This is a genomic window from Sphingopyxis alaskensis RB2256 (genome assembly GCF_000013985.1).
Lineage (GTDB): Bacteria > Pseudomonadota > Alphaproteobacteria > Sphingomonadales > Sphingomonadaceae > Sphingopyxis > Sphingopyxis alaskensis.
The window spans coordinates 1,847,833-1,865,944 of the sequence record NC_008048.1 but is presented as its reverse complement, the minus strand read 5'-3'; the positions used below and the strand labels follow the sequence as shown (position 1 = coordinate 1,865,944).

The 18,112-nt window shown below is 66.2% G+C and carries 16 protein-coding genes; 10 read left to right on the top strand and 6 right to left on the bottom strand.

The window, feature by feature from the left end:
* Positions 1-34: 34 nt before the first annotated feature.
* Entirely contained in the window at positions 35-982 is a 948-nt protein-coding gene (locus SALA_RS08995; protein ID WP_011542061.1) for an L-threonylcarbamoyladenylate synthase, read from the top strand.
* Between the two features lie 54 nt (positions 983-1,036).
* Here the strand turns inward: SALA_RS08995 and SALA_RS16435 are convergent, their stop codons facing one another.
* Positions 1,037-1,492: a MarR family winged helix-turn-helix transcriptional regulator gene (locus SALA_RS16435; RefSeq protein ID WP_011542060.1), complete on the bottom strand. Its 456-nt coding sequence runs from the start codon at positions 1,490-1,492 to the stop codon at positions 1,037-1,039.
* A 50-nt stretch (positions 1,493-1,542) separates the two neighbouring features.
* Entirely contained in the window at positions 1,543-2,493 is a 951-nt protein-coding gene (locus tag SALA_RS08985; RefSeq protein ID WP_011540540.1) for an IS481-like element ISSpal1 family transposase, read from the bottom strand.
* Between the two features lie 416 nt (positions 2,494-2,909).
* On the opposite strand from SALA_RS08985, the gene SALA_RS08980 reads away from it, so the two are divergent.
* Both SALA_RS08980 and SALA_RS08975 read left to right on the top strand, forming a co-directional pair.
* Entirely contained in the window at positions 2,910-3,332 is a 423-nt protein-coding gene (locus tag SALA_RS08980) for a hypothetical protein (RefSeq protein ID WP_011542059.1), read from the top strand.
* Positions 3,333-3,422: 90 nt separating this feature from the next.
* Positions 3,423-4,400, top strand: a complete 978-nt coding sequence (locus SALA_RS08975; RefSeq protein ID WP_041383211.1) for a phosphotransferase family protein — start codon at positions 3,423-3,425, stop codon at positions 4,398-4,400.
* A gap of 18 nt (positions 4,401-4,418) precedes the next feature.
* Here the strand turns inward: SALA_RS08975 and SALA_RS08970 are convergent, their stop codons facing one another.
* Positions 4,419-4,667, bottom strand: a complete 249-nt coding sequence (locus SALA_RS08970; RefSeq protein ID WP_011542057.1) for a hypothetical protein — start codon at positions 4,665-4,667, stop codon at positions 4,419-4,421.
* A gap of 258 nt (positions 4,668-4,925) precedes the next feature.
* Between SALA_RS08970 and SALA_RS08965 the strand changes: the two genes are divergently transcribed.
* The gene (locus SALA_RS08965) at positions 4,926-6,491 is read left to right on the top strand and encodes a long-chain-fatty-acid--CoA ligase (RefSeq protein WP_011542056.1); all 1,566 of its coding nucleotides are present in this window, start codon (positions 4,926-4,928) and stop codon (positions 6,489-6,491) included.
* A gap of 195 nt (positions 6,492-6,686) precedes the next feature.
* Here the strand turns inward: SALA_RS08965 and SALA_RS08960 are convergent, their stop codons facing one another.
* Positions 6,687-8,990, bottom strand: a complete 2,304-nt coding sequence (locus tag SALA_RS08960) for an LPS-assembly protein LptD (protein ID WP_011542055.1) — start codon at positions 8,988-8,990, stop codon at positions 6,687-6,689.
* A gap of 132 nt (positions 8,991-9,122) precedes the next feature.
* On the opposite strand from SALA_RS08960, the gene SALA_RS08955 reads away from it, so the two are divergent.
* The 3 genes from SALA_RS08955 to ndk all read left to right on the top strand — a co-directional run bounded on the left by SALA_RS08955 (position 9,123) and on the right by ndk (position 11,661).
* Complete coding sequence (locus SALA_RS08955; protein ID WP_011542054.1) at positions 9,123-10,568, top strand: leucyl aminopeptidase; 1,446 nt, start codon at positions 9,123-9,125, stop codon at positions 10,566-10,568.
* Between the two features lie 131 nt (positions 10,569-10,699).
* Positions 10,700-11,152, top strand: a complete 453-nt coding sequence (locus tag SALA_RS08950) for a DNA polymerase III subunit chi (protein WP_322785222.1) — start codon at positions 10,700-10,702, stop codon at positions 11,150-11,152.
* 86 nt (positions 11,153-11,238) lie between these two features.
* Entirely contained in the window at positions 11,239-11,661 is a 423-nt protein-coding gene (gene ndk / locus SALA_RS08945) for a nucleoside-diphosphate kinase (protein ID WP_011542052.1), read from the top strand.
* Positions 11,662-11,718: 57 nt separating this feature from the next.
* Here ndk and purN read toward each other — a convergent pair whose 3' ends face one another.
* Positions 11,719-12,666 carry a phosphoribosylglycinamide formyltransferase gene (gene purN / locus SALA_RS08940; RefSeq protein ID WP_011542051.1) on the bottom strand — a complete coding sequence of 316 codons (948 nt, stop codon included), beginning with the start codon at positions 12,664-12,666 and terminating at the stop codon, positions 11,719-11,721.
* Positions 12,667-12,813: 147 nt separating this feature from the next.
* Complete coding sequence (gene purM / locus SALA_RS08935; RefSeq protein WP_011542050.1) at positions 12,814-13,920, bottom strand: phosphoribosylformylglycinamidine cyclo-ligase; 1,107 nt, start codon at positions 13,918-13,920, stop codon at positions 12,814-12,816.
* Between the two features lie 85 nt (positions 13,921-14,005).
* Here purM and SALA_RS08930 point away from each other — a divergent pair, with 85 nt between their 5' ends.
* The 3 genes from SALA_RS08930 to SALA_RS08920 are packed head-to-tail and all read left to right on the top strand — an operon-like array spanning position 14,006 to position 18,101.
* On the top strand, positions 14,006-15,280 hold the full coding sequence (locus SALA_RS08930) for a hypothetical protein (protein ID WP_011542049.1): 1,275 nt from the start codon (positions 14,006-14,008) through the stop codon (positions 15,278-15,280).
* Entirely contained in the window at positions 15,280-15,942 is a 663-nt protein-coding gene (locus tag SALA_RS08925) for an HdaA/DnaA family protein (RefSeq protein WP_011542048.1), read from the top strand. Before SALA_RS08930 ends, SALA_RS08925 begins: the two co-directional genes overlap by 1 nt.
* A complete protein-coding gene (locus SALA_RS08920) occupies positions 15,933-18,101 on the top strand; it encodes an RNA degradosome polyphosphate kinase (RefSeq protein WP_011542047.1) in 2,169 nt (722 codons plus the stop codon). The genes SALA_RS08925 and SALA_RS08920 overlap by 10 nt, the downstream gene beginning before the upstream one ends.
* Positions 18,102-18,112: the final 11 nt, after the last annotated feature.

Sequence of the window (18,112 nt, the reverse complement as noted above, 5' to 3'; positions counted from 1 at the left end):
GATGAATCTCGTTGCGCGGGCGCTATAGCGCGGCATGGCCGAAGGCTCAAAGTCCACAATTGTTCGCGCGTTCGATAGCGCGGCGATCGCCGAGGCGGCGGCGCTGATCGCGGGCGGGCAGCCGGTCGCGGTGCCGACCGAGACGGTATACGGGCTTGCCGCCGATGCGCGGAGCGCCGACGGCGTCGCGCGCATCTATGCCGCGAAGGGGCGCCCCGATTTCAATCCGCTGATCGTCCATGTGCCGAACCTTGCTGCGGCGGAGACGCTGGGACAGTTCGGCGCCGCCGAACGTGCGCTCGCGACGCGCTTCTGGCCGGGACCGCTGACCCTGGTGGTGCCGCGCGTGGCCGGATGCCCGGTCGCCAGCATCGCGACCGCGGGGCTCGACACGATTGCCCTCAGGGTGCCGGGGCATCGCGCGATGCAGGCCTTGCTGGCGGGCACGGGCGCCCCGCTCGCGGCGCCGAGCGCCAATGCGAGCGGGCGCGTGAGCCCGACAAGGGCGGACCATGTGCTTGCGAGCCTCGATGGCCGGATCGCGCTGGTGATCGACGACGGGCCGACGCGCGCGGGGGTCGAATCGACGATTGCGCGCGTCCAGGACGGCGCGATCGAAGTGTTGCGGCCGGGGCCGGTTACGGCGGCGATGCTGGCGATGGCGAGCGGATTGCCGGTGATCGAGCGCAAGGGGTCGGACATCGTCGCGCCGGGAATGCTGGCGAGCCATTATGCGCCGGGCAAGCCGGTGCGGCTGGGCGCGGTCGAGTTTGCGGATGACGAGTTCGGGATCGGGTTTGGGGGGCTCGCTGGCGATTATGACCTGAGCGCGGCGGGCGATCTGACCGAGGCGGCGGCGCGGCTTTTCGACGCGCTGCACGCGGGGGCAGCGAGCGCAAAGCCGAACATTGCGGTGGCGGCGATACCGGTGGAAGGGCTGGGCGCGGCGATCAACGACCGGTTGGCGAGGGCCGCGGTCTAGGCTGTATCGACTTCAGCTCTGGTGGCTTTCCGCGCTTCCGCTGCTCACGTCCCATCAGCATGCTGCGCGCCGGGGAGCGGGCGCGCCCGCCATATTGTCGCCCCAGTCGGCTTCGAGCGCGTCGAACAGCGCGTCGAACCGGTCCTGCCCGATCCGCGCCGTGATCTGTGCGGCGAGCGCATCCATCGCGCGCTGCGCGTCCTTGCACATCCGGGCGCCGGTTTCGGTGAACGAGACGATCATGTGCCGCCGGTCGTCGGGGTCGACGTCGAGCCGGACGATCCCGAGCCTCACCATCTGGTTGATGGTGCTGTGGATCGCCTGCCGCGGTACGCCGAGGTTGCGGGCGATGTCCGACGGGCGCACGATGCCGCTGACGATATTGGTCATCACCATCGATTGTGGCCGGTTGACGTCGGGCCAGCCGCGGGCGTGAAGCCGTGCCTGCAACCCTTCGTCGAGCCAGCAGAAACGCTGGAACAGGGCGATGATCAGCTGGTGGGTGCGCATAGGATGGAAAGGAAGGCTCTCGCGGTCGACGGCGTGTCGGCGCGCGCACGCTAGTTGTTTGGTCCCAGCATGTGATGGTTGGGTTTGACGATAAAGACATCGGGCTTTGATTTCCAGAGTTCCTCGATGGCTTCATATGGTGTCCTGAACTTGAGAGCCTTGAGCTGCTTGGCGAAGTTGTAGGCGATCAGCCAGTCGCTGACGTGTCGTCGCAGTTCCTGGATCGAGGCATAATGGAAGGATTTGACGGTCGCTTCCTTGATGGTTCGGACCATCCGCTCGGCTTGACCATTGGTCCATGGGTGGTAGGGCTTGGTCAGCCGATGCTCGATGCCGTTTTCGAGGCAGACCCGCTCGAAGATGTGGATCAGCCATTGCCGGCTCTGGCCGCGCTGGGGCTGGACGAACTGGACGCCATTGTCGGTCAGCACGGTGTGGATCCTGTAAGGCACGGTCTTGACCAGCACCTTGAGGAAAGCTGCGGCGGCAAGCTTTGTGGCCTTGCGATAGATGCGGGCGAAGACCAGCTTCGAGGTGCGGTCCACCGCCACATAGAGGAAGGCCTTGCCGCCCTCATAGCGTAGCTCGGCGATGTCGATGTGGAAGTAGCCGATCTCATAATCCTTGAACTTCTTCGGCTTCTCGCGGTCCGCTTTGGGCAGGCGGCTGATGCCATGCCGTTGCAGGCAGCGATGCAGCGACGAGCGCGTCAACTGCGGGATCACGTCCTTTAGCGCGATGTAGACGTCGTCGAGCGGCAACCGCGCCTGAACCCGCAACGCCACGATGGCAGCTTCTTCCATAGGCGAGAGGACGGTGCTGCGGCGCTCCTTCGGCCCCATCGGCATGTCGTCCACAGACTGCCGATGGCGCCACTTCAAGACGGTCTTCTCGTTGATCCCGTACTTCCTCGCGAGGCTCGCGACCGAAGCTTGCGATCGCTGTAGCTCGCCTCGAATGGCGTGCGTGGTCTTGGCGCTCCCGTGTAAAATCTGTCCCATAGCTCCCTCCGCTGCAACGGCGACAAGTCTACACCATCACATGCTGGGACCAAACACCTAGGGTCAGGACCCATTAATTACCCGTTCGAGGCGTCGAAATGGCGAAGATATCGGGCCTTGGCGGGTGCGGCGGGTAGCATCGCTACCCGCAAGGCCGCGAAGGTCCGAGATTGAAGCCATTTCGGCGTCCCTTCGGGATTTGACCGATTTTGCCCATGGCAGCGTCGAAAAGTCTTGAAATATATCCATATTCCCGCGCCTTTTCTCCTCGCCCTGAGCAAATCGCTTCAAACCTCGAACGGGTAATTAATGGGTCCTGACCCTAGAAGAGCAGACGGCACGACGCAAGACAGGCCAGGCCTTGTCAAGGCAAAATACTTAGTATGCGATCCATTAGAAATCGGGAGAGGAGCTGCATGGACGGTCTGATGCCGACTGTGCCGCTGACGGTCGACCGGATCATCGACTGGGCCAGGGCCGAGCTGGCGCGGCTGAACGCCGCTGGCATCCCCGACCGCATCTTTCCGATGGCCCGCTGCTGGGGCGATTTGCGCTGCGTCGATCCGGCGATCGACCCGTCGGGCCGCAAACCCGAAGGGTGCTACCGCGGCGGCCCGGCGACCGCGAACCGCCCGCCGAGCCTCGGCCGCGCCAATATGCTCAAAACCTGGCTCAACATGGGGAGCCTCAAAACCTCCCCCGCCAGGGACAGCCGCACCTTGCGAAGCATGACACGCCCGCGCTGGCGGCGCGGGGCACCGCCGAGACCGGCGTATGCCCCAGCGACGCGCGCAAGATCTTCGATTTCCCCGGCGGCCGCGACAAACGGCTCGAACTGAGCCCCGCCGCGCATTATTTCGGGGATTCGATCGAGGAACGGCAAAATGCCGCCGACCTTGTCAGCGCGTGGATCAGGGAGAAGCTGTGACGTGACGGCGGACGCCGACATCATCGACGACCTGCGCGCCGCCGGGCTGGTGGGTGCGGGCGATATTGTGCTCGAACCGCTCACCGGCGGTGTGTCGTGCGATGTGTGGAAGGTCGATGCGCCGACCGGGCCGATCGTCGTCAAACGCCCGCTCGAACGATTGCGCGTCGCTGCCGAATGGCACGCGCCGATCGAGCGCGGGCAGAGCGAGGTGCGCTGGCTCAGACGCGCGCGCAGCGTCGATCCCGCGATTGCGCCCGAAGTGCTCGCCGAACTGCCCGGCTATGGCTTTGCGATGCGCTTCCTGCCGGACGCGCCGGTCTGGAAGGACGAGCTGATCGCGGGGCGCGTCGATGTCGCTTTTGCCGCCGCGGTGGGGCGAAGCCTCGCCGCGGTCCATTCGGCCACCGCAAACAGCCCCGCCGATCGGCACGCCTTTGCGACCGACGCCATGTTCCGCGCGCTGCGCATCGACCCCTTCCTGCTGTACGTGGCGCAGAAGGAGGCCGAGATGGCGCCGGCGCTTTACGCGCTCGCCGACGATCTGGCGGCGCGCAAGATTGCGCTCGTCCATGGCGACGTCAGCCCCAAGAATATCCTCGTCGGCAAGGATGGCCCCGTCTTTCTCGACGCCGAATGCGCCGTCTATGGCGATCCAGCGTTCGATCTCGCCTTCTGCACGACGCATCTGCTCCTGAAGGCGGTGTGGCTTGACGATCCCCGCCTGACCGAAGCCGCGCATGCGCTGGTCGCGGCCTATCGTGCTGCTACCGACTGGGAGGATGACGCCGACCTGCTGCGCCGTGCAGGCGGGCTGACCGCCGCGCTGCTCCTCGCCCGCGTCGAGGGAAAATCGCCCGCGCCCTATCTCACCGACCCCCGGCATCGGCGCATCGTGCGCGAACAGGTGCGCGCGTGGCTGCTCGGGCCGCAGCCGGTCGACGTCGTGGTCGCCCAATGGAAAAGGACATCGGCATGACGTCGCGTATCGCATCGGTCACGGGTCGCTCGCTCCGGGATTCGGGGGGCGCCCGACCGTCGCGGCCGGGGTCCTGCCCGAATCGGGGGCGATCGGGCGCGCCATCGCCCCGGCGCCGAAGCTCAAACTGATCCGGAAACTCGGCGTCATCGTGCAGGGGCCGGGCAGGGTGAATTGCACTGGCCGCGTCGAATGGCGGCGGAGAAACGCCGTATCCTGCGCCTCGATCGGCACCACGCGGCGGATCGGGCCGGAGACGAGCGGCACCGGATTGGCATTGCCCGTGCGGTCGATCGCGGCGCCATGCTTTTCACGGTCGATCCCCGACAGCGCGGTCGCGCGGCGGCGGGCTGGCCTTCAGTCGGTCGCGGTCGATCGGCCAGTCAGGCTGGGGGTAGCTTCCGACGATGGTTGTGGGCAGGATGGGATGGTCGAACAAGGCCGGTCCTTTTGATTTTCGGGCTGGCCGGACGGTTATTTAGCATTCTATCTAATTCAAGTCGAAACGACGGTTGGGAGAGCGAAATGATCGATCTGGAGGCCATCCGGACGCTGGCGGACATACCGGCGGCGCAGGCACGCGTGCGCGGGCAGGCGACGGCGGTGAAGTTCGGGGATCGCGAGACGAGCTTTGCCGCGCTCGATGCGGCGTCGAACCGCGTTGCCCATGCGCTGGTCGCGGCGGGCGTGGTGCCCGGCGACCGCGTTTCGGCGCTGACGAAAAACCATGACAGCTGGTATCCGCTCTTCTTCGGCGCTGCGCGGGCGCGCGCCTGTTTCGCGCCGATCAACTGCCGCCTCGCGCCCGCCGAAATCGGCTTCATCCTCGGCGATGCCGGTCCGAAGCTGTTGTTCGTGGGCGAGGATTTCTTCGACTGCGCGCTCGCGGCCGTCGCCGACCTGTCGGCGCCGCCGCGGCTGATCGCGCTTTACGGCGCGCATCCGGCGTTCGAGCCGCTCGACAGCTGGCTTGCCGGGGCGTCCGATGCCGCGCCAAAGGATGCGCCGCAGCGCGCCGACGATGTGCTCCAGCTCTATACCAGCGGCACCACGGGCCTGCCCAAGGGCGTGGTTCTCACCAACGCCAATTACCGCACCTTCCTGGAGGCCGCGACGCGGGTTGACGGCTTTGCCTATGGCGAGGACGAGACGGTGATGATCGTGATGCCGCTGTTCCACGTCGCGGGAACGAATGTCAGCTTCTCGGGGCTGGCACAGGGCGGGCGGCTGGTCCTCGTCAAGGATTTCAGCGCGGCCGACGCGGTGCGGATGCTGCGTGAGGAGGATGTCGCGCACGCCTTCCTTGCCCCCGCGATGATCCAGATGATGCTGCTCGATCCCGCGGCGGGTGCGGGCCCCTATCCCCAGCTCAAGTCGATCGCCTATGGCGCGTCGCCCATCGCCGAGGATGTGCTGCGCCGCGCGCGGGCGACCTTCGGGTGCGATTTCGTGCAATTCTACGGCATGACCGAGTCCGGCGGCGGCGGCTCCTATCTCTCGCCGACCGCGCACGACCTGCCGGGCAAGCTCACCTCCTGCGGCCAGCCATGGCCGGGGGTGGACATGGCGATCCTCGACGGCGAAGGGCGCGAGCTTGGCGACGGCGCGATCGGCGAGATCGCGATTCGCGGGGGCATCGTGATGAAGGGCTATTGGAACCGCGCGAGCGCGACCGAGGAGACGCTCGCGGGCGGCTGGCTCCATACCGGCGATGTCGGCTATCGCGACGCCGACGGCTTTTATTACGTCCACGACCGGATCAAGGACATGATCGTGTCGGGCGGAGAAAATGTCTATCCGGCCGAGGTCGAAAGCGCGATCATGGGCTGTCCCGGCGTCGCCGACGTCGCGGTGATCGGCGTGCCCGACGACAAATGGGGCGAGGGAGTGAAGGCGCTGGTGGTGCCCGCCGCCGGCGCTGCGCCCGACCCCGCTGCGATCATCGCCTGGGCGCGCGAGCGCATCGCGGCGTATAAGGTTCCCAAGAGCATCGAGTTCATCGACGCGCTGCCGCGCAACCCGTCGGGCAAGGTGCTGCGCCGCGAACTGCGCGCGCCCTATTGGGAAGGCCGCGACCGCGCGGTGGGGTGATGGTGCGCGCAGGTTCGTGGAGTAGGCGGACGTTTCGAATCCTCCCCATCGACTTGCGATGGGGAGGTGGCAGCGCGAAGCGCTGACGGAGGGGCCATTACGCGGACGTTGCTACCCCTCCACCACCGCCTGCGGCGGCGGTCCCCCTCCCCATCGCAAGTCGATGGGGAGCATTAGGTGGCCGCAGCCGAAACCTCAGAACCCCAGGTTGCGGAAGGCGATGCGGAACGAAAAACTGTTCCCGCGCCGTGCGTCGCCCGTGTCGGCATAATCGCGGCGCCAGGTGAGCGCGATCGACAGGCATTCGTCGTCATAGGCGATGCCGAGCCGGTGGCGGATCGGTTCGAAGCCGTCGGCGCTGCTCAGCGGATCGTCGGCCTGGTTGGTCAGGTCGACGATCGCCGATCCGAAGATCGACCAGTTCCGCGCCACCGCGATGCGCCCGCCCGCGCGCACCTCCTCGCGGTCCTGCAAATCCTCGCCGAGCAGCAATATGTCGCGGTTGAGCCGCGAATAGCCGAGCACGGCATAGGTCGAGCGGTTGCCGATCGTCGCGTCGAACTCGTTGCGCCGCACCGCCAGATTGTCCTTGTCGAGCCGGTAGCGGTGGGTGAAACGCAGGAAATCCTTGTAGGCAATCGTCGTTCGCCCGACGATGTCCGAGGTGCGGTCGGTGAGTCCGGTGCCATCGGGAAACAGGCTGGGCTTGTCGGTCAGCCGATAGCTTTGCCCGACGATGCTGTTGATGTTGAACCCCGGGCGGCTGTAATTCCACTCGACGCCATAGGTGACGCGCGCGCCGTCCTCGAACCGGTCGTGGCCGTTGAAGCGGTTGATCGCGAAAAGATTGCTGTCCTCGAGGTCGAAGGCGCGCGAATCCTCGTTAGGAATGTCGAGATTCTTGATCGGCGGCGTCGCGACGACCTGGACGCGCGGGGTCAGCGTCTGCGTTCCGCCTGCGAATTCGCCGATGAAGGGCCAGCGCATGTCGGCGGCGATCGCCGCGATGCCGCGCGCCTGCCATCCCGACTTGCCGCGATAGCCGGGGATGGCGGTCAGCAGATTTTCGTCGCTGTGATAGACGTCGCCGCGCACCATTGCGGTCAGCGTGACTTCCTGCCCCAGCCCGGTCAGTCCGCGCAGGTTCCACTGTGCCCCGGCAAAGGCGCGCTGCGTGTCCTGCCCCGCGGTGCGACCGATCGCAAGCGTGTTGAGTTGCAGCTCGAACTGCCCGCCGAAGATCGGATCGTCGAGCCGCTGGCGATAATCGATGATCGGCAGCGCAATCGGCTGTTGCCCCTGCACATCGTTGACGCGCAGCGTCTGTGTCGCCCAGCCCGCGATCGACAGATAGGAATTGCCGCCGATCCGCTCGAGCTCGAAGGTCGAGCGCAGCCGGTCGTCGCGGCTGATGTCGTAGCGCCGCATGAAGGTGCGGTCGGTCGCGATGCGGCCCGAATAGCTAAGGCTCCAGCGCGGATCGAACTGGAAGCGGCCCGCGCTTTCGAGATAGCCGCGAAAGCGTTTCTGGCGGTCGGGGTCTTCGCCGACCAGCGGGACGAGCGAACCATAGGTCGCATAGCCGTTGATGCGGAATGATCCGATGTCGGTCAGCGCGCGAAACTCGCCTTCCAGCATCGGCGCCGCGTCGGTGTAGAGGTGCGGCGTGATCGTCACGTCGCGGTCGGGGGCAAGGCGCAGATAATAGGGCACCGCAACCTCGAACCCGTTGCTGCGGTCGAGGCGGATTTCGGGAACCAGGATGCCGCTGCCCGCCTCGCGGTTCGCAGGATGGCTGAGCCCCGGCAGCGGGATCAGCGGCAGGCCGAAAATCTCGACGCGCGCGCCCTTGTACCGGATCTTGTTCTTTTCACGGTCGTACATCACGCGGACCGCGCGGATCTGCCAGCTCGGATTCTTGGGACACCCCGACTCATCCTCGACCGGGCAGGGGGTATAGGCGGCGTTCTCCAGTTCGATATTGCCATTGTCGAAGCGCGTGCCCCTGACCGCGGCAAGGCGCGCGCCATTGTCGAGCACGACGAGCAGATTTTCGACCACCCCGTCGCGCAGGCTGTCGGTCAGCTCGATTCGCTCGCCATAGGCGGTGTCGCCCTCCGGGTTGCGGATCATCACATTGCCTTCGGCGACGACCTGCCCCGTCGTGCGATTCCACGTCACCTTGTCGGCGCGCATCGCAATCGCGTCGCGGTTCATCAGCACATTGCCCTCGGCGACGACGACATCGGCCTCGCTGTCGTAATGGAGGTTGTCGGCGGCAAAACCGATCTGCTGCTCCCCCGCCGTTTCGGGCGCATCGGCGGGTGCGGGTGCGAGGTCCGGGGTTTGCAGGTCGGGCTCAGCCGCAATCTCCGGCGCCGCGGTCCGATTCGGCTCGCTCTGCGCCAGCACCGGGCTCGCCGCCAGCGCCAGACCGCTCGCCGTCGCGAGCCAGATCGGGCGCGCGCGCGCGGCGTGTGGGAACAAAGACCAGCTCATTTAATCCCTTTGTCCCGAACCCTATATCGACGTTTCCCGGCTTGGACCGGCCGCTTTGTTTTTGCAACTCGCAGGCGAAACCCCTATCGGTCCGCCACGTTCCAATCAATCATTGCATAAGAAGGTTAAGGCATGGACATTCAGTTTGTCGCGCAAATCGACGCGTCTGCCGACGTCGTCGCTTTCCCCGTCCGCAAGGGCGAGGCGGGGGCGCTTGGCGCGCTGCTCGGCGCCGCCGCGGCGCAGGCGCGCTTCGACGGGGCGGCGGGCACGATCGCCGAGACCGCGGCGATCGACGGCGAGCAGGCCAAGCGCCTGCTGCTGGTCGGCATCGGCGAGGGCAGCGAGCACGACCTCGAACGCGGCGGCGCGGCGCTGACGGCGAAACTCCAGACGAGCGGCGCCACCCAGGTCCATGTCGATTTCGCGAGCACGGGGCCGAGCGACGCCGACGATGTGCTGGCCTTTGCCATGGGCGCGCGTCTTCGAGGCTGGCGGCTCGACACCTATCGCACGCGCCTTGCCGACAAGGCGAAACCGACGCTGAAGACGGTGACGATCGCCTCGCCGCACAGCGATCTGTCGGCGCGCTGGGCCGCGAACGAAGCGATTGCGGAGGGCGTCGCCTTCACCCAGACGCTTGTCGCGGAGCCGCCGAACATCCTCTATCCCGAAAGCTTCGTCGAACGCTGCCAGCATCTCGCCGATCTCGGCGTCGAGCTTGAAGTGCTCGACGAACGGCAGATGAAGGCGCTCGGCATGGGCGCGCTGCTCGGCGTCGCGCAGGGGTCGACGCGCCCGCCGCGCCTCCTTGCGATGCGCTGGAACGGCGGCAATGCCGGCGACGCGCCCGTCGTGTTCATCGGCAAGGGCGTCACCTTCGACACCGGCGGCATCAGCCTGAAACCGGGGCCGGGCATGGACATGATGAAATGGGATATGGGCGGCGCGGGCGCCGTCGCGGGCGCGATGAAGGCGATCGCAGGGCGCAAGGCCAGGGCCAATGTCGTCGGCGTCGTCGGCCTTGTCGAAAACATGCCCGACGGTAATGCGATGCGCCCCGGCGACATCGTCACCACCATGTCGGGGCAGACGGTCGAGGTGCTCAACACCGACGCCGAGGGTCGGCTGGTCCTTTGCGATGCGATCAGCTGGGCGCAAAAGGTCTATGATCCCAAGGTGATCGTTGATCTCGCGACGCTGACTGGTGCAATGGTGATCTCGCTCGGCCATGAATATGCCGGCATGTTCGCGAATGACGAGGCCCTCGCCGCCGACCTCATCGCCGCGGGCGAGGCGTCGAACAACAAGCTGTGGCGCTTCCCGTTGTCACCGGCTTATGACAAGCTGATCGACAGCCCGATCGCCGACATGAAGAATATCGGCCCGCGCGAGGGCGGGTCGATCACCGCGGCCCAGTTCCTGAAACGCTTTGTGAATGACGGCGTCGCCTGGGCGCATCTCGACATCGCGGGTATGGCATGGGCTGACAAGGATGGTCCGGTCTACGCCAAGGGCGCGACCGGCTATGGCGTACGCCTGCTCGACCGCTATATCGCGGCCAAGCACGAGGGGTGATGGTCTGATGCTCGTCATTGCGAGGAGCGAAGCGACGCAGCAATCTCCAGCCATCGGCCTTGTGCAAGGTTGCGGGCTGAAGATTGCTTCCCCCGGATCAAGTCCGGGGTCGCAATGACGATGGTGGGATAATGATGCCCCGCGTCGACTTCTACCGCCTGACCCGCGATCCCGTCGAACGGGTGCTCCCCGCGCTTGCGGCGCGCGTCCTGGGCAATGGCGACCGCCTGCTGGTGGTCGCCGCCGCGGCGATGCAGCGGCAGGACATCGACGCGGCGCTGTGGACCGCAAACCCCGCGAGCTTTCTGCCGCACGGTCATGCGGGCACTCCCGACGAAGCGATCGAGCCGATCCTGCTGTCGGGCACGCTGGACACTTCGCCGCCCAATGGTGCCAGCCGCCTTGCGCTCGCCGACGGCGAATGGCGCGAAGACGCCTTGGCGTTCGATCGCACCTTCTTCCTCTTCGACAACAGCCGCATCGACGATGCGCGCGCCACCTGGCGGGCGCTGGCGGCGCGCGACGATGTCGACAACCGCTTCTGGAAACAGGATGAAAACGGTCGCTGGTCCGAAGGGCCATAGGCCGTCCACGCTCTTTCCTTGCGGTCCCGTAAAAGCGCGGCTAGAGGCGCGCGCATCGCAAACCATAACATCGCAGGAGCTTTCCCATGGCGGTCACCCGCACCTTTTCGATCATCAAGCCCGACGCGACGCGCCGCAACCTGACCGGCGCCGTCACCAAGATGCTGGAAGACGCGGGCCTCCGCGTCGTCGCGTCGAAGCGCATCCACATGACCCGCGAGCAGGCTGAAGGATTTTACGCGGTCCACAAGGAACGCCCTTTCTTCGGCGAACTCGTCGAGTTCATGATTTCGGGCCCGGTCGTCGTGCAGGTGCTCGAGGGTGAAGACGCCGTGAAGCGCAACCGCGACGTGATGGGCGCGACCAACCCCGCCGACGCCGCCGAAGGCACGATCCGCAAGACTTTCGCCGAAAGCATTGAGGCCAATTCGGTCCACGGGTCGGATAGCGACGAAAATGCCGCGACCGAAATCGCCTATTTCTTCAAGCCCGAAGAAATCGTCGGCTGACCCAGACGGCCGAACCGGAACGAAAAGGCCGCCGGAGCGATCCGGCGGCCTTTTTCATCAGAAATCCTCCGCCGCCGCCATCAGCCCCGCCAGCTTTTTCGGTGCAACCGTCAGCCAGCTCTTGCGCAGCCATTCAGCGATCGCGTCCCAGTCGGTATCGCCGAGGTCGAGCCGGATGCCGATCCAGCCGTCGCCGAAATAGGCGGGGCGGTAATAGCGGTCGGGATCGAGTTCGATGAGCTGCGCCTGTTCGTCGGCGCCGCTGACCTTGACGAGCAGGGCGATCTTGCCGTCGCCATGATGATCTTCGGTGAAATAGGCGAACTTCTTGCCCTTGACGATCCCGAAACAGGGCATCCCATGCGACAGCACTTCGTCGCTTTCGGGCAGCGCCAGCGCGAGGTCGCGCACGCGGCCGCGCAGATAATCGGGCGAGCGTTCGCGCGCGACATAGGCCGCGAGCGTGGCGGGATAAAGCTGATGCTCGGCGAATCGGACGCGCGCGGCGAGCGTTTCGGGCGTGTCGCCGGGAACGATCGCGACCGGCGTTTGTGCGAGCACGGGGCCGTCGTCGAGTGCGGGGGTGACGATATGGACGCTGCACCCGCCGAACTTGTCGTCATTCGCGATCGCCTGCGCGTGCGTGTTCAGCCCCTTGTATTTCGGCAGCAGGCTGGGGTGGATATTGAGCATCCGTCCCACCCAGCGTTCGACGAAAGCGTCCGACAGGATGCGCATATAGCCCGCAAGCGCGACATAGTCGGCGCCTGCGGCACGCAGCTGTTCGTCGACCAGCGCGTCGAAGGCATCGCGCGGCAGGCCCTTGTGCGAATGCGCCCAGGTCGCGACCCCCTCGGCCTCGGCGAGCTTCAGCCCCGGCGCGCCGGGGTCGTTGCTCGCGACGAGCACCAGTTCATAGGGGCAGGCTTCGGCCTTCGCCGCGTAAAGGAGCGCCGCCATATTGGTACCGGCGCCGGAGATCAGGACGGCGACCTTGGCTTTCATGCCGATCCTTCCCGGAACGGGGATGGGGACCAGCGAAGCTGGTGGAGGGGCGCAGGCTGGACCGGCTGATCTTGAAAGGCCGCACAGATCTGCGCGTACCCCTCCACCATCCTGCGGATGGTCCCCCTCCCCGTTCCGGGGAGGAACCTACGCATTATGCCTCGCGCTCCAGTCGGCGCGCGCGCTCCACGTTTCGGCGCTGCCCGTCACCGTGCAGCCCCTTTCACCTTCGGCGATATGCCCGATCCGAAACACCGTTTCGCCCACTGCTTCGAGCGCCGCAGTCACGTCTGCGACATCGGCTTCCGCCACGACGACCGCCATGCCGATCCCGCAGTTGAAGGTGCGCGCCATTTCTTCGGGCTCGATATTGCCCTGCGCCTGCAAAAACGCCATCAGCCGCGGCTGCTCCCAGCTATCGGCGTCAACATGGGCGTGCAGCGTCTTCGGCAGCACGCGCGGGATGTTTTCGAGCAGCCCGCCGCCGGTGATGTGCGCGAGCGCGTGGATCTTGCCCGTCTTCACCAGCGGCAGCAGGCTTTTCACATAGATGCGCGTCGGCGCCATCAGCGCGTCGATCAGCAGGACGGTCTGGTCGAACAGCGCGGGACGGTCGAGCTTCCAGCCCTTGTCCGCCGCCAGCCGCCGCACGAGCGAAAAGCCGTTCGAATGCACCCCCGATGAGGCGAGGCCCAGAATCACGTCGCCCGCGGCAACCTTGTCGCTGGTCAGCACCCGATCGCGCTCGACCGCGCCGACGCAAAAGCCCGCAAGGTCATAATCGCCGTCCGAATACATGCCCGGCATTTCGGCCGTCTCGCCGCCGATCAGCGCGCAACCCGCCTGCTTGCACCCTTCGGCGATGCTTGCGACCACGGCGGTCGCGACGTCGTTGTCGAGTTTGCCCGTCGCATAATAATCGAGGAAAAACAGCGGCTCGGCGCCCTGCACGATCAGGTCGTTGGCGCACATCGCGACCAGGTCGATACCCACCCCGTCGTGGCGGCCCGATTCGATCGCGAGCTTGAGCTTGGTTCCCACACCGTCGTTCGCGGCGACGAGCAGCGGATCGGCGAAGCCCGCCGCCCTGAGGTCAAAGAAACCGCCAAAGCCGCCAAGGTCGGCGTCGGCGCCGGGCCGCCGCGTCGCGCGGGCGAGCGGGGCGATGGCCCGGACCAGCGCGTTGCCGGTTTCGATCGACACCCCGGCCTGCGCATAAGTGTAGGAGGCGGGTGAGTTGTGCTTGGAATCCATGGCCAGCGCGACTAACGACTCTCGCCACGAAATGCCATGATTTCCTTGTCCGGGGCCAAGCTTTTGGGCAGAGCATAGAGAAGATATGATTTCGGCCGCCTTTCCCCGCTTCGCCCCGAGCCTGTCCCTTCGCGCTTTTGCACCCCGCGACTGGCGCTGGGCGGCGCTCATCGGCCTTTTCTTCGCGATCCTGCTCGCCGGGATCGTGGATGGACAGATCATGCGGGGCAATCGCGGCATCACGCCGATCAATTCGAGCGGCGATTTCCTGGCGAGCGGCATCCGCATCGACGTCACCGGCGACAATGCCGACGATGCGCGGACAAAGGGCTGGCGCGAGGCGCAGCGGCGGGGATGGGCGCAGCTCTATCGCCGCCTCAACGGCACCGACGGCCCGGCGCTCAGCGATTCGGTGCTCGACGGCATCGTCACCGCGATCGTCGTCGAGGAGGAACAGATCGGCCCGCGCCGCTATGTCGCGCGGCTCGGCGTCCAGTTCGACCGCGTGCGCGCGGGACAGATTCTCGGCGTCAGCGGACGCACGCTGCGCTCGCCGCCGCTGCTCGTCATCCCGGTCTATTCGGTCGATGGCATCCAGCAGGTGTTCGAACAGCGCAGCGCGTGGCAGCGCGCCTGGGCCGAATATAATACGGGGCAGAGCGCGATCGACTATGTCCGCACCGCGGGCACCGGCGCCGACACGCTGCTGCTCAATCCGGGGCAGATCGGGCGCCGCAGCCGCGTATGGTGGCGCGTCATCCTCGACCAATATGGGGCGGCCGACGTGCTGATCCCGATCGCGCGCGTCGAATACAGCTATCCCGGTGGCCCGATCCGCGGCCATTTCACCGCGCGCTTCGGCCCCGACAACAAGCATATCGCCAGCTTCGCGATGACGGGACCCAGCCCCGCGGCGCTGCCCGACATGATGGAAAAGGCGGTCGCGCGCATGGACCGCATCTATACCGAGGCGCTGGAGGCCGGTGTGCTGCGCACCGACACCTATCTCGTGCTCGAAAAGCCGATCGAGCGCGAGGACCTGCCCGAAGAGACGACCGCGAACGACACGGACGCGCTGCCCGCCGAAACCGACGGCAGCGTCCCCGTCGCGGGACCGGCGGGTGTGCAGAGCTTCACCGTCCAATATAGTTCGCCCGACGTCGAATCGGTCACCGCGACCGAGCGCGCGGTCGCCGCCGCTGCGGGAGTCCAGTCGGCATCGACGACCAGCCTCGCGCTCGGCGGCACGTCGGTGATGCGCGTGACCTTCCGCGGCGACCTGGCGGCGCTGCGTGCGGCGCTCGCGGCACGCGGCTTCACCGTGCAGGAAGGCGGCGGCCAGCTCCGGATCAGCCGCTGATGGGGGCGCGCGCACCCTCCGGTCAGATCGCGCTGCCGCTCGACTGGAGCGCGGGCGGGGCGAACGATGGTCCGCTCGTCATCGGCACCAGCAATGCCGACGCAGTGCGTTATCTGCGCCACGTCGCGACCTGGCCCGTCCGCACCGCGGTGCTCACCGGCCCGCGCGGTTCGGGGCGCAGCCTGATGGGGCGCCTGTTCGCGCGCGACACCGGCGGCCGCGTCATCGACGGGCATACCAGCGTCGGCGAGGAAGAGCTGTTCCACGCCTGGAACGCCGCGCAGGCGAGCGGGTCGCCGCTGCTCGTCATCGCCGACGCGCCGCCCGCCGAATGGAATGTCGCGCTGCCCGACCTGCGCTCGCGCCTCGCCGCGGTGCCGGTGCTCGTCATCGGCGAGCCTGACGACTGCCTCGCGCGCGACCTGATCGAGGCACTGTTCGCGCAGCGCGGCGTCGCGCTCGCGCCGGGCGTCGCATCCTATATCGTGCCGCGCATGGAGCGCAGCTATGCCATGATCCACCGCATCGTCGCGGCGCTCGATGCCGCGTCGCTCGAACAGGGGCGCCGCCTTGGCGTCCGTCTCGCGCGTGAAACATTGCTGTCACAAGGGCTGATCGACCCCGATCTCCTCGAAAGGCAGGATGAAGACCAATGTCGATAACCGGTGGCCCCTTGCGGGCCGAAAATGACCAGGAAACCGGATTTCCGTCGTTCGGCCCCGAACGCTTTTTCAATCGCGAACTGTCATGGCTCGCTTTCAACCGCCGGGTGATGGAGGAGGCGCGCAATCCCGCGCATCCGCTCCTCGAACGTCTGCGTTTCCTGTCGATTTCGGGAAGCAATCTCGACGAGTTCTTCATGGTCCGCGTCGCCGGGCTGAAGGGGCAGCAGCTTCAGGGGATCGACGATCCCTCGGCCGACGGCCGCTCGCCGGGCCAGCAGCTTGCCGAGATCGAGGCCGAGGTGAACCGCCTCGTCGACCAGCAGCAAAGCGAGTGGCAGCGGCTGCACCGCCAGCTCGCCGAACAGGGCATCGTCGTCCACGGCGCCGGATCGGACAAGGAAGCGCTGCGCACCAGTCTGCGCCAGTATTTCATCGACCAGATTTTCCCCATATTGACGCCGCAGGTACTCGATCCCGCGCATCCCTTTCCCTTCATTCCCAACCGCGGCCTCGGCGTGATTTTCGACCTTCAGCGGCGGGCCAGCGGCGACACCGTGCTCGAACTGGTGATGATCCCGGCCTCGCTGCCGCGTTTCGTTCCGGTGCCGGGTGAGGCGAGCGGTTTTGTTCCGGTCGAATATCTGATCGAATTGTTCGGCGACCTGCTGTTCCCCGGCTTCACCATCCGCTCGCTGGGCGTCTTTCGCATCATCCGCGACAGCGACATCGAGCTGGAGGAAGAGGCCGAGGATCTCGTCCGCCTGTTCCGCACCGCAATCCGTCGCCGCCGCCGCGGCCGCGTGATCCTGATGGAGCTGGAGGCCGACATGCCAGCAGAAATCGCCGCGGTGCTGGGCGCCGACATTCAGGGGCACGAGGCGATCGTGGCCAAGATCGGCGGCTTCATCGGCCTCGCCGCGCTTTCGGCGCTCGTCGACGTCGATCGTCCCGACCTCAAGTTTCCGGCCTATTCGCCGCGCTTTCCCGAACGCATCCGCGAACATGGCGGCGACTGTTTCGCGGCGATCCGGTCGAAGGACATCGTCGTCCATCATCCTTATGAAAGTTTCGACGTCGTCCTGTCCTTTCTGCGGCAGGCGGCGGCCGATCCCGATGTCGTCGCGATCAAGCAGACGCTCTATCGCGCGGGCAACCAGTCGCCGGTCATCCGCGCGCTGATCGAGGCGGCCGAGGCGGGCAAGTCGGTCACGGCGGTGGTCGAACTCAAGGCGCGTTTCGACGAGGAACAGAATCTGCTCTGGGCGAACCAGCTCGAACGCGCGGGGGTGCAGGTCGTCTACGGCTTCATCGAGTGGAAAACGCATGCCAAGATTTCGATGGTCGTGCGGCGCGAGGGGCAGGGCTATCGCACCTATTGTCACTTCGGCACCGGCAATTATCATCCGGTGACCGCGCGCATCTATACCGACCTCAGCTTCTTTACCGCCGATCCGCGCGCGGGGCGCGACGCGGCGCAACTCTTCAACTACATCACCGGCTATGTCGAACCCGAACGGCTCGAGCTTATCACCATGTCGCCGCTGAACATGCGCCAGCATCTTTGCGAACTGATCGACGCCGAAATCGTGGCGGCCCGGTCGGGGCGCCCTTCGGGCGTATGGGCCAAGATGAACAGCATTGTCGACCCCGACATCATCGACAAGCTTTACGAGGCGAGCGCGGCGGGTGTGCCGATCGAGCTGATCGTGCGCGGCATCTGTTGCCTGCGCCCAGGCGTCCCCGGCCTGTCCGACACGATCCGCGTCAAGTCGGTCGTCGGTCGCTTCCTCGAACATAGCCGCGTCTGGGCCTTTGCCAATGGCGCCGCGCTGCCGCATCGCGCGGCGCGGCTTTACATCTCCAGCGCCGACTGGATGCCGCGCAATTTCGACCGCCGCGTCGAATATATGATCCCGATCGAAAATCCGACCGTTCACGACCAGATCCTCGACCAGGTGCTCGTCGCCAATCTGATCGACAATGAACAAAGCTGGATATTGCAGGCGGATGGCACGTCGGTGCGCGTGGCGCCCGGCGACAAGCCCTTTAACCTGCACCATTATTTCATGAACAACCCGTCGCTGTCGGGTCGCGGCACCGCGCTTCACCAGCGTCAGGACGTGCCGACGCTCGCCTACGACCTTCGCGAAGATTGAGACGAAACGGC